Below are 12,117 nucleotides of genomic sequence, written 5' to 3'. Positions count from 1 at the left end.
GCGATTCGACGGGCGGCAACATGGCCGCCGCCATGACCCTGATGGCCAAGGAGTACGGCGATCTGCCGCTGGTGTACCAGGTGCTGTTCTACCCGGTGACCGACGCCGCGTTCGACACCCCGTCGTACCGCCGGTTCGCCACTGGCTGTTTCCTGCGCCGCGACGGCATGCGGTGGTTCTGGGACCAGTACACGACCAACGAGGCCGAGCGCGCCCAGATCACCGCATCTCCCCTGCGGGCCACGAAGGAGCAGCTGACGGGGCTGCCGCCGGCTCTGGTCATCACGGGTGAGGCGGACGTGCTGCGGGACGAGGGCGAGGCGTACGCGAACAAGCTCCGCGAGGCGGGCGTCGCCGTCACCGCCGTCCGCTTCCAGGGCATCATCCACGGCTTCGTGGTGCTCAACGCCCTGCGCGAGACCCACGCCGCCGAGGCCGCAATCTCCCTGGCCGTCTCCACCCTGCGCACCGCCTTGCACACGACCTGACACACGGGGCGGGCGCGGGGGCAGTCGGGTGGCAACTGCCTGCCCCCTGAGGGTATGTGCCCCGACACCCCGTTGGCATCGGCCCGGGAAAGGGCGCCGCAACCTTGACGACCCCGGTGAACACGTCACCCTCACGAGAAATCTTCGTCGCCGGGTCGAGGACGTAGGTGTACACCAGGGGAACACCGTCGCGGCCTGCTCGACCCGCCGGTAGAACGCAAAGCCGGCCTTGGCGTACTGATCCACCTTCACGATCCGGTCGGTGGTCTCCGGCCCCGGTGAGACCACCTCGGCCACCAGCAGCGCATGCTCTGGACGAGTGGGCGTGACATCAATCGTGTCCGCGCGATACACAACGACGTCCGCCCGGCGATTCGTGAGCGGCACGTCCTGCAGCCGGACGTCGAAGTCCATGTCGGCATACCGGTCCGGCCCCGAGCCCGCCTCCAGAGCGTTGGCCAGGATCCGGGCCAGACGGTTGTGCCGCTTCGACGCACTCGGACCCACGACGACCATCCCGTCCACGATCTCGACCCCGGCGGACAACAAAGTGCCTGGATAGCAGGCACCTTGAATGATTCGGAACACCACCGGCCGCGTCGACATCAGCGGCTTGGCACTTCGGCGCCATGTCGCAAAGACGACGTTCGCCCGCGGCGGGGCTTCCGGCGGCTTCCGGCGGCGGCGAGGGAGTGGTCGACGGGGCGCTGCGGCCCCGCTCGGCGGCGAAGGCCGCGTGGTGCGAAGGGGCCTGACCGCAGTGGGTGCGGCGCCCGCCTGCCGGGCGGTCGGCAGTGGTGCGGCCGTCCGCGGACAGCGGGTGAACTCGCCCTGCTCCAGGCGTAATCGGTGATCGTAAGCCCGCCGGAATCAGATCGCTGAGGTGTGAAAGATCACTCTGCGTCCGCGGGTTCCCAGCACGGGATTCCAGGCCACTATGCGGTGCCCTCCCCAACGGGGTTCACCGAGGGCCGAAGACCCGGCCCCTCCCAACAGCCACAGGGGAACTGCTTGAAAACCCCATACAGACACCGGAGCCTGCTGGCCGCCGGCGCCGTCGTCCTCGCACTGGCGCAACCCGCCGCCGCGAACACCGCAAGCACCGCGACCACCGCGTCGCCCGCCGCACCGCACAACGTGCCGTCCGGCACGCACACGGTGACGCTGATCACCGGAGACACCGTCGTCACGCGCCGCTCCGGCAGCGCCAGCGGCACGGTCGGCGTCCGCAGCGCCTCGGGAGGAACCGCCCAGGCGCGCATCCTGGAGTCGAACGGCGACCTGTACGTCTACCCCGACTCCGCCCTTCCCTACGTCGCCGCGGGCACACTGGACCGGCGGCTGTTCGACGTCACCGACCTCATAGCGGACGGCTACGACGACGCCCACCGCGAGCGGCTGCCCCTGATCGTCTCGTACGACTCCGGGACCGCCGCCAAGGGCCTGCGCGCCACCCTGCCCCGGGGAGCCGCCCCAGTGCGCGACCTCGGTAGCGTGCACGGCGCCGCGATCACGGAGAACCGTGCCCAGGCGTCCGACTTCTGGCATGCCGTCACCAGCGCTTCGGCACAGAGTTCGAGGACCTCCGCAGGCGTCGCCGCGCGGTCCGGCGGACCGGCCTTCGGCGGCGGCATCACGCACATCTGGCTCGACGGCCACGTCGAGGCCGACCTCGCCGACACCACCGCGCAGATCGGCGCCCCCGAGGCATGGTCGGCCGGCGACACCGGGCAGGGCGTGGACGTTGCCGTCCTCGACACCGGCGTGGACGCCGGGCACCCCGACCTCACGGACCGGATCGCGGACACGCGCAGCTTCGTCCCCGACGAGGACGTGACCGACCGCAACGGCCACGGCACCCATGTCGCCTCCACCATCGCCGGCACCGGCGCCGCCTCCGGCGGCAAAGAGAAGGGCGTCGCACCCGGCGCCGAACTCCACATCGGCAAGGTGCTGGACGACGACGGCAGCGGTCAGGACCCGTGGGTGCTGGCCGGCATGGAGTGGGCCGCCCAGGACCAGCACGCCAGGGTCGTCAGCATGAGCCTCGGCTCCGAGACCCCGTCCGACGGCACCGACCCCCTCAGCGCGGCCGTCGACCGGCTGAGCGCCGAGACCGGCACGCTGTTCGTGGTCGCCGCCGGCAACGCCGGCGCGCCGAACACCATCGGCGCACCGGGGGCCGCCGACGCCGCTCTGACGGTGGGGGCGGTCGACTCCGCCGACGACGTGGCCTCGTTCTCCAGCCAGGGCCCGCGCGTCGGGGACGGCGCCCTCAAGCCCGAGATCACCGCCCCCGGCGTCGACGTACTGGCGGCGCGTTCGCAGTACGCCGCGGAGGGCGAGGGCGATTACCAGACGATGAGTGGCACCTCCATGGCCACACCGCACGTCGCCGGCGCCGCGGCCCTGCTCGCCGCAGCCCACCCGGACCTGACGGGAAGCCAGCTCAAGGACCTGCTGGTCAGCAGCTCCAAGCGGACCTCGGCGTACGACGCCTTCCAGGCCGGCAGCGGACGGGTGGACGTGGCCTCGGCGCTGCACAGCAGCGTGTTCGCCTCGGCGACCGCGTTCGCCGGGCAGGTGGCAGCCGGCGCCGGGACCGCGGTCACGCGTCCGGTGACGTACACCAACACCGGCGACTCCCCGGCCACGCTCCACCTCGCCGTCGACGCGCAGAACGCCCCCGCGGGCCTGTTCCGGGTCTCCCCCGACCAGGTCGTCGTGCCGGCGCACGGCACCGCCGAGGCCTCCGTCGTCATCGACGCCTCGAAGGCGACCGAGAAGGGCCGCTGGTCGGGGCAGGTCGTCGCGACGGACGCGGCCGGCACGGCCGTCACGCACACGGCGGTCTCCCTCGGCGACGTCGCGCACAAGCTGACCATGGTCCTCAAGGACGCCCAGGGCAAGCCCATGTCCGGCGTCGTCGAACTGCTGAGCCCCGGCCGCTTCGAACCCGACTTCTACCTGGTCGACGAGTCCGGCCGACTCGAGACCTTCCTGCCGGACGACGTGTACTCGGTGCTGTCGTTCAAGGAGGTGCAGGGCGTGCACGGGCCCCATTCGCTCGGCATGGCCCTGCTCGGGGACCTCGAGGTCGTCATGGACCGCAACAACGTCGTCACACTCGACGCCGGCGCGATCCGCCGTGTCGACATGACGACACCGCAGCGGACCGAGACGACCTATCAGCGTCTGGAGTACGACCGCTCGATGGGCGGCGGCACCTGGCGCGACTACATGGAGACCCAGACGGGTTACGACAGCCTCTGGGCCCAGCCGACCACCCGCAAGGTCACGCACGGCGACTTCTACCTCGGTGCCCGCTGGCGCAAGGAGCAGCCCATGCTCACCGTCGCCACCCGCACCGACGACTTCACCGACGTCCTGCGGCAGGACGGTGTCACACCGCTGGCCCAGGGCCGCCACAAGCTGCCGCTCGTCGCCGCGGGCGACGGCTCGAGCGCGGACTACGAGGCGCTGGACGCCCGCGGCAAGGCTGTCGTCGTGCGCCGCAACGAGGCGGTGTCCGACACCGATCAGGCGGCGGCGGCCGCGAAGGCGGGCGCGAGCCTCCTGCTGGTCGTCAACGACCAGCAGGGCCGACAGCTGCGCTCGTACACCGGCGACCCGTTCACGCCCGCCGCGATCGACGTCGCCCCACTCAGCACGGACGAGGGCGAGAAGCTCCTGCGGCAGGCCGCCGACCGCGACGCGGCCGTCACCGTGGACTCAGAACCCGACAGCCGGTACGTCTACGACCTGATGTGGACGTGGCACAACGAGATCCCGGACAGCCTCGTCGTCCAGGGCGGGCCCAAGACCCTGGCCCGGGTCGACGTCGACTTCGACAGCCCCGACACCACGCGCGACGGCGGGGAGTGGCGCTTCGACTGGCCCGTCTACTCCGACTGGGGCATCGGATTGACGGTGCGGGAGGAGATGAACAGCCGACGGGTCGACTGGGTCGCCACCGGCCCGGGATACCGCTGGGGCCAGGAGGCGTACGTCGACGGCCTGCTGTACGAGATCGAGCCCCGCACCGTGTACCGGGCCGGCAGCAGGCAGGGCCAGGAGTGGTTCAAGCCCATCGAGCGCCCGTACCTCAACGACAACTACAAGGCGCCCACGCGCAGCGGCAGCCGCCTGAACCTCGACGTCCCCGCGTGGGGCGGCTCCGACCATGTAGGGATGTCCATGGACTACGAGCGCGACCACCAGTCGCTCACCCTCTACCAGGGCGACACCCGGCTGGCGCAGGGCATGTACACCTCCGTCGGCGCCGACGCGCCCGCCGCAGGCCCGCTGCCGTACCGGCTCGTCCTGGACGCGGGACGGGACGCCTCGGTCAGCCCGTACTCCTCGGACACGCACACCGAGTGAGGCTTCACCTCCCGGGCGCCCGCCGGAGACGAAGCCGATGTGCTGCCGCTGATCCAGCTCTCCTACGACGTCCGCACCGACGAGGCGGGGCGGGCCGACCGGGGCGCGGCCGTGACGGTCTTCGCCGCGCACCTGCGCGGTGCCGCGGGAGCCGGCACGCTCTCCCCCGTCAGCGTGGAGTTCTCCTACGACGACGGACGGACGTGGCACCCGGCCCGTGACGGCCGTGACGGACGGTTCGCGCTGTCCGCCCCGCAGAAGACCGCGTACGTCTCGCTGCGGGCGGGCGCGCGGGACTCCGCGGGCAACACCGTCAGCCAGACGGTGATCCGGGCGTTCGGCCTGCGCTGAGCCCCGCCGGGCGGCCCGGACCTGCCGGTCCGGCCCGCCCGGCGCCGGACGCCACCGGCGGTGCAGCAGCCTCGATGTCCACCACGCCTGCCTCAGCCGGCGCATCGCCGAGACCCGCGGACGCATCACGCTCATGGCACTGCGCCGCAAACTCGCCGAACGCGGCCGGCAGAGCAGCTACTCCACGTCAGGCGACTGGGCCTTCCACCGCCTGGATCAGCCTCGCCGAACCCCGCGACTGCCGCCGGCGCCGTCCAGTACCCGCCAGTCACCGGCTGGCTCACCCGCCGCCCCAGCACCCTCACCGAGGACGAACACCAACAGCTCAAGACCGTCCTGGACGGCTGCCCCGAACTGGCCACCGTGCACCAACTGGTGCGGAACTTCGGCGACATGCTCACCTGGCAGACCGGCGTGCTGCTGCCCGCTTGGATCGACGGGGCCTTTACCGCGGACCTGCCCGGCCCGACCGGCTTCGCCCGCGGCCTGACCAGCGGCCTCGACGCCGTCACCGCCGGGCTCACGCTCCACTGGAGCTCGGGTGACACCGAGGGCGCCGTGAACCGCATCAAGAAGATCAAAAGGAAGCTCTACGGACGGGCGAACGGTGCCTGCGGCAGCTGCGAGAGGAACAGAGCAGCGTGGCCACCGCCGCCTCCAACGAAAGCTTTTGCGCGTGCCGCCGTCCCGATGATGAGGTGGCACGGTGATCGACCACGATGAGGCGGGGGCCGTCCGACCGTTGACCCTGGCTTGGGTGAGCCGGCACCTGGAGGTCGGCGAACGGATCGTCAGAACCGAGGCGCTGCACGGCGGCATCACTGCCGAAATGAGGCGGCTGACCATCGGCACGCGGGACGGAGGCACCCGCGACCTGGTACTGCGGACCTTCGTCAACGTGGAGCACGCCGAGGACTGGCTGAACAGGGAGGCCTGCGCCCTGACCCTGCTCACGGGGACCGGCGTGCCGGCTCCTGGACTGGTCGCGCTTGATCCGACCGCCGCGCACTGCGAGTATCCGTCGCTCCTCATGACACATCTGGCGGGCCGGACGGTCCTCGACGATGAGGGATTGGAGGCGCGCGTTCCTCTGCTGGCCCGTCAACTCGTGGCGATCCACGCGTTGCGACCCGCCGAGCGGCCCCGGAAGTATGAGGCGTCGACGACCGCCGACACCGTCGTCGTTCCGAAGGGCGCCGACGCGGCGGCATGGGCCGCGGCGACCGATGTGATCCGCAAGTCCGCGCCGCCCTATGAAGGACGCTTCCTGCACCGGGACTTCCACCCCGGCAACGTGCTGTTCGACGTGCCGCCCCCAAGCCCTGCAGGTGCGCGGATCACCGGCGTCGTCGACTGGGCAGCGACCTCATGGGGCCCGGCGGACCTCGATGTCGCGCACTGCTCCACCAATCTCGCGCTGCTGCACGGCCCGGCGTGGGGTCTGCGCTTCGCTGAGGCGTATGAGGAGGCCGGCGGGGTACTGGCTGCGGCCGCGAGCGAGCGGCTGTACTGGCAGGTGCGGGACGGGCTGGCGTTCTCAGAAGAAGTGCAGCAGGTGGCGCAGCCATGGCGTGAGGCAGGGAGAACAGAGCTGACGACGCGAGCCGTGGAGGAGCGGCTGGATGCCTATGTCACCGCCCTGATGGACGCGCTGGGCTGAGTCAAGGCGGTCCGGGGCGCAGGCCCGGCGGCGAGCGCCGGGCCCGGCTGCCACGTCCGGCAGCGGAGCCGATCGCACACCCACACCGGAGCACCCCCGAGTACGGGCCGGCTCCCGGTCGACAGCTCTGCGACGCCTCCGAATCGAACGGCAATATCACTCGCCGTAACGGCTCCCCGTGATCGCTGCCAGAGCCCGTTCGAAGACGTCCAGGCAGTACAGGATCTTCATCGAACGGGACCGACGAAGCCGTCATACCGGGGCCGCTGAACGATGTCCGAGTTGGTGCCTGAAGCGTCTGCTGGTCCGGGGGCTGAGAGCTGTGTGGCCGGGCTTCCAGTGGGCGTCGAGTCGGATGACGTTGAGGGCAGTGGCGGAGAAAGCGTGCTGGAGGCGGACCTTGGGCAGTGCGCGGTAGCGGGCCCGGCGGAGGCCGGTGACGTCGAGGGCCTGGTTGATGGTGCCCTCGATCCCAGCGCGGAGTGTGTACTTGTCCTTCCAGGTCTTCGTGTTCTGCTCAGTTCGCGCTCCGGCCAGGGTCTGGTGGAGTTCTTGCGGCCGGAGGCTGCGGATGCGGGTGCCACGCGCGGAGGTGGTGCACTCGTCCTGGACGGGGCATGCGTGGCAGTCGGTGCGGGCTCGTCCGCGAACACCTCGCCCAGCCGATCGGGCGCCCGCATCGCCAATGTCCCGTGGGGGATCGCCGCCGAGCGACAGCCACGGTCTGAGCCGGGATCTCTGGCAGCCCCTTCGGCTGCAACGACATCTGCTCCACCCCCTGCGGCCCACGAGGCGGCCAAGGCCACAGAAGCGGTCATGCCGCACCCACGACGCTCACTCAGTCAAATTGCGCAGCAGAGTCAACGTTGCGGGCAAAGACTTGGCCGCCCCAGGACGATACCGCTCGGACGACTTGCGAACGTCAGCCTCGGCAGAGCCTCGGCCTTCTTGCAGAGACCCTTGACACACTGAATCAAACACTGTGTGATTACCGCCACTGCAGGGCTGAGAGGGGTCATATTGTGAAGTCGAAGGCAGCAATCCTGTGGGAGACCGGCCAGCCGTGGAGCGTCGAGGAGATCGAACTCGACCCGCCCCGCCAGCACGAGGTCCTTGTACGGATCGAAGCCGCCGGCATGTGCCACTCCGACGATCACGTCCGTCTCGGCGACGGCTACGCCGCACTCCCCACCATCGGTGGACACGAGGGCGCGGGCGTGATCGAGCAGGTGGGCCCCGGCATCGAGCACCTGGCCGTGGGCGACCACGTGGTCTTCTCGTTCCTCCCCGCCTGCGGACAGTGCCGGTGGTGCTCCACCGGACGGTCGAACCTCTGCGACTACGGGCAGTTCCTGATGGAAGGCTCGATGATCAGCGGCGGGTACCGCGCACACGCCCGGGGCAAGGACGTCGGCACGCTCTCCCTCGTGGGCACGTTCAGCGAGCGCACGGTCGTGCACGAGACGTCGATCGTGAAGATCGACCCGGACATCCCCTTCGAGGTCGCCTGCCTCCTCGGCTGCGGTGTGCCGACCGGCTGGGGGTCGTCGGTCAACATCGGCAAGGTCCAGCCCGGCGAGACGGCCGTGGTGGTGGGGATCGGCGGGATCGGCGCGAACGCGATCCAGGGCGCCCGGATGTGCGGCGCGCGGAACATCGTGGCCGTCGACCCAGTCGCCTTCAAGACCGACCAGGCGAAGGTCCTCGGTGCCACGCACACCGCGTCCTCCATGGAGGAGGCGATGAGCCTCGTGCAGGACATCACCCAGGGTGTCATGGCCGATGTCGGGGTGTGCACGATCGGCGTGGTCGAGGGGTGGATGATCCAGCCGTTCCTCGACCTCGTCTCCAAGGGCGGTCGCGCGGTCCTCACCGGCATGGCCCGCAACGTCGACGACAAGCCGACCCTCGGCATGCAGATGTTCGCGCTGTTCGAGAAGTCCCTGCTCGGCACCGTGTACGGCGGTTGCAACCCGCGCGCCGACATTCCCCGCCTCGCCGACCTGTACAGGGCAGGAAAGCTCCAGCTCGACGAGCTGGTCACCCGCACCTACTCCCTCGACCAGATCAACGAGGGCTACGCCGACATGCTCGCAGGCAAGAACATCCGCGGCGTGATCGTCAACCAGTTCTGACCCGATCCCCCTGCCCGGGAGGCGCCATGACGATGCACCAAGCCGACAAGCAGCAGGACCTCGCCGAACAGCTCAGCCACTTCGACATCTTCAGCTGGGAGAACCAGCGGGTGAAGTGGGAGCTGTTCGCACACGCCCGGGAACGGTGCCCGGTGGCACACACCGACGGAAACGGCGGCTTCTACATCGTCAGCCGCTACGACGACGTTCGGCGGGTCATGGAGGACTGGGAGACGTTCTCCTCGACCGAGTCACCGCTGGTCCCGACCGGCTTGCCGTCGCTCTGCCCCATCGACGACGACCCGCCCGTCCAGACCGCGGCCCGGCAGCTGCTCAACCCGCTCTTCTCCCGCACAGCGCTCGCGCCGCACGAGGAGGCGATGCATCAGACCGCCCGTAGCCTGATCGACGAATTCATCGATCGCGGCTCCGCCGAGATCCTCAACGAGTACGCCGGCCCCTACATCGGCCGGATGCTGACGAAGGTGATCTTCAACGACCTCACCGACGAGGAGCTCGAAGCGGCCCAGGCGCTCGCGCTCGCCGTGGCCGAAGGAGCTACGCCGGAGCTGTACGCGCAACTGTTCGCCATGTGCACCGAGTATCTGGAGCGTGCCAAGAAGCGCGGGATCACGGGCGACGGTGTGCTCGCCCGCCTCGTCAACGGCCGCTTCGGAGACCGGCCCATCTCCCAGGAGGAGCAGATCGGTTGCCTGGGCATCCTGGTGATGGGGGGTCTGGACACCACGCGGGCTGCGATCGGCAACATCACCTACCGGCTCACGCAGCACCCTGGACTCGAGGACCGGCTGCGGGACCCCGCTTGGGTGCGCCGGGACATGGACGAGTTCCTCCGCCTGGACTCCCCGGTCGCCGCGATGGCTCGCGTGGCGACCCGGGACGTCGAGCTCAACGGGGTGCTGATCAAGAAGGGCGAGCGGGTGCAGGTCCGGTTCGACTCCGCCAACCGGGACACCGCCAAGTTCCGTGACGCCGACCGACTGGTCTTCGACGAGGCACGAAGCGGCCACACCGCCTTCGGCATGGGTGTCCACCGCTGCATCGGCTCCAACATGGCCCGGATGCAGATCGAGATCGCCTTCGAGGAACTGCTGAAGAGAGTCAGGAACATCCGGCTCGTCTCGACCGCCGACATCCAGTGGGTCCCGGGACAGAGCAACGCGCTCCACGCCGTGGACATCGAGTTCGACCGGGTCGGGTGAGCGACCATGAAGGTCAATGCCGACACCACTCGGTGCCAGGGGCACGGCCGGTGCGCGCTGCTGGCCCCAGACGTCTTCGACGTGAACGACGACGGCAAGGTCGTCGTGCTGCTCGCGGAGATCGGTGACGACCACGTCGCCGACGTCCGCGACGCCGTGACGAGCTGCCCGGAGGCTGCGCTCGAGCTCACCTGATCGTCCCGGCCCGGCGGGGTCCGGGCCGGGACACACCGCACGCCCCCACGACCCGCACCATCGTCAACTCCCCGGCTGCGGGCTCACCGCCGTCAGGCGAGGAGCGCGGCCGTCCCCGGCGTCGGCACCGAGGTCCCCGGCTCGCTCTCCCCGGAGGACGAGACGACCGGGAACGCTGCGATCCCGGCGGGGTTGGTCCCGGTCCATTGCATCACCTGGCTCCCGAAGGAGGCCGATGACGATGACGAGCGCCGTGCAGGCCCTGGCCGCCGCCGCCCGCGCCCCAAGCACTCTGCTTCATGGCACCGGCGATCCGACCTCGCGGCTGTACCGGACGTCGCGTACCGCGTGGGTGGCCGCTGCGGTCGCACGCGAGCGGGCGCTTCCCCGGCGTCCACGCGGCCGAGGGACCGTGCCGGCGACCCCGGACGCGGTCACCGACGCATGGCTGACCGATGTGCTGTGCCGCGATGTGCCCGGCGCCAGGGTCATCTGGTCACAGACCACGGAGGCATCTGTCGGCAGCTCGACCCGCTGGCGCACCGAGGTGCGATACAACCAGACGGGCGACGAGGCCGGACTGCCAAAGTCGCTCTTCAGCAAAACCACCCAGCGTTTCAAGCAGCGGCTGATGCTCGGATTCATCGGCATCCTGGCCGGCGAGCCGACGTTCTATCGTGACTTCCGTCCCCGGCTGGACATCGAGGCTCCCCTCGGCTACCACGGCAGCGTCGACCGGTCGTCGTGGCGCTCGATCGCGGTCACCGAGGATCTGGCCGCGACCAAAGACGCCGAGTTCATCACCGCTCTCCGCCCGGTCTCCCGGTCCGAGATCGAGGACCTGCTCGCGAACATGGCCGTCTGGCACGGCCGGTTCTGGGAAGCACCCGAGGTCACGCGCAACGAGCGGCTGCACCGGCCGATCGAGTACGTACGCCGATCGGCCGAGACCTTCGGCATCGCCGACGTCGCCAGGGCCGGGGTCGACATGGCCGGCGATGCCGTGCCGGTGTCGCTGCGCCACCGCACCGACGACGCCCTCAAGGCACTGTGGACCGGGCTCGAGAAGTGCAGCACCGGCCCCGCGACCCTGCTCCACGGCGACCCGCACATCGGCAACACCTATGTCACCGGCATCGGCCGGATGGGCTTCACCGACTGGCAGATCATCCAGCGCGGCAGCTGGTTCTACGACGTCACCTACCTGGTCAACGGCGCGCTTTCGGTCGAGGACCGCCGCGCCTGGGAGAGCGATCTGCTCGCGTTCTACCTCGACCGGCTCCATGCGGCCGGCGGGCCGAAGCTCGACCAGGAGACCGCGTGGGCGGCGTACCGGCGCCAGGCCGCCTGGCCGTACTTCGCGTGGCTGATGACACTGGGCCACGGCGCGATGCAACCGAACATGCAGCCCGATGAGGTCAGCACGCTCATGGTCGAACGCACCGCGGCAGCGCTCGATGACCACGGAACCCTGGCCTGAGCGACCGTATCGCGGTGGTGGGCGCGTCGCTCGCCGGTCGCGTGCTCGGCCCCCCGGCCCAGCATGCCCTGCCTCTCCGGCAGGCGCCACGACCGGGAGTCCTCGGCCGGCGGGCCGCGCCGGACCCGATCCGTGGACGTGTTCCCGACTGGCCCGAACGACGCTGACCGCACCGTCGTGTCCGGCTCCGATCCGGCTCCGG

General features: G+C 70.2%; 10 protein-coding genes and 1 pseudogene. 9 read left to right on the top strand and 2 right to left on the bottom strand.

Translation table 11 applies throughout. The annotated features are described in order from the left end of the window. The coding region (locus IEZ19_RS30030) for an alpha/beta hydrolase (protein ID WP_189314450.1) at positions 1-488 on the top strand (488 nt) is incomplete at its 5' end. A gap of 88 nt (positions 489-576) precedes the next feature. Here the strand turns inward: IEZ19_RS30030 and IEZ19_RS30025 are convergent. Next, positions 577-1,028: pseudogene (locus IEZ19_RS30025) on the bottom strand (Uma2 family endonuclease); the annotation flags it as partial. A 471-nt stretch (positions 1,029-1,499) separates the two neighbouring features. Here IEZ19_RS30025 and IEZ19_RS30020 point away from each other — a divergent pair. The 4 genes from IEZ19_RS30020 to IEZ19_RS30010 are packed head-to-tail and all read left to right on the top strand — an operon-like array spanning position 1,500 to position 6,882. After that, on the top strand, positions 1,500-4,871 hold the full coding sequence (locus tag IEZ19_RS30020; protein WP_229841012.1) for a S8 family serine peptidase: 3,372 nt from the start codon (positions 1,500-1,502) through the stop codon (positions 4,869-4,871). Between the two features lie 39 nt (positions 4,872-4,910). Next, positions 4,911-5,222, top strand: a complete 312-nt coding sequence (locus tag IEZ19_RS51155) for a hypothetical protein (RefSeq protein WP_229841011.1) — start codon at positions 4,911-4,913, stop codon at positions 5,220-5,222. Positions 5,223-5,282: 60 nt separating this feature from the next. Next, entirely contained in the window at positions 5,283-5,945 is a 663-nt protein-coding gene (locus IEZ19_RS30015; RefSeq protein ID WP_189314449.1) for a transposase, read from the top strand. Positions 5,946-5,979: 34 nt separating this feature from the next. Further along, positions 5,980-6,882 (top strand): phosphotransferase family protein, encoded by a 903-nt coding sequence (locus IEZ19_RS30010; protein ID WP_229841010.1) that lies wholly within the window; start codon positions 5,980-5,982, stop codon positions 6,880-6,882. A gap of 252 nt (positions 6,883-7,134) precedes the next feature. Here the strand turns inward: IEZ19_RS30010 and IEZ19_RS53660 are convergent, their stop codons facing one another. Continuing rightward, positions 7,135-7,671 (bottom strand): transposase, encoded by a 537-nt coding sequence (locus IEZ19_RS53660; RefSeq protein WP_373297070.1) that lies wholly within the window; start codon positions 7,669-7,671, stop codon positions 7,135-7,137. 233 nt (positions 7,672-7,904) lie between these two features. Between IEZ19_RS53660 and IEZ19_RS30000 the strand changes: the two genes are divergently transcribed. The 4 genes from IEZ19_RS30000 to IEZ19_RS29985 all read left to right on the top strand — a co-directional run bounded on the left by IEZ19_RS30000 (position 7,905) and on the right by IEZ19_RS29985 (position 11,915). Further along, positions 7,905-9,017, top strand: coding sequence for an NDMA-dependent alcohol dehydrogenase (locus IEZ19_RS30000; RefSeq protein WP_189314446.1), 1,113 nt, complete (start codon positions 7,905-7,907; stop codon positions 9,015-9,017). 26 nt (positions 9,018-9,043) lie between these two features. Next, on the top strand, positions 9,044-10,240 hold the full coding sequence (locus IEZ19_RS29995) for a cytochrome P450 (RefSeq protein ID WP_189314445.1): 1,197 nt from the start codon (positions 9,044-9,046) through the stop codon (positions 10,238-10,240). Positions 10,241-10,246: 6 nt separating this feature from the next. After that, entirely contained in the window at positions 10,247-10,435 is a 189-nt protein-coding gene (locus tag IEZ19_RS29990) for a ferredoxin (RefSeq protein WP_189314444.1), read from the top strand. Positions 10,436-10,670: 235 nt separating this feature from the next. Beyond that, positions 10,671-11,915, top strand: a complete 1,245-nt coding sequence (locus IEZ19_RS29985; RefSeq protein ID WP_189314443.1) for a phosphotransferase — start codon at positions 10,671-10,673, stop codon at positions 11,913-11,915. Positions 11,916-12,117 lie beyond the last annotated feature (202 nt).

The sequence above is a fragment of the Streptomyces brasiliensis genome, assembly GCF_014647875.1.
Classification (GTDB): domain Bacteria; phylum Actinomycetota; class Actinomycetes; order Streptomycetales; family Streptomycetaceae; genus Streptomyces; species Streptomyces brasiliensis.
The sequence above is the reverse complement of the archived record's forward strand: the minus strand, read 5'-3'. Positions and strand labels throughout refer to the sequence as shown.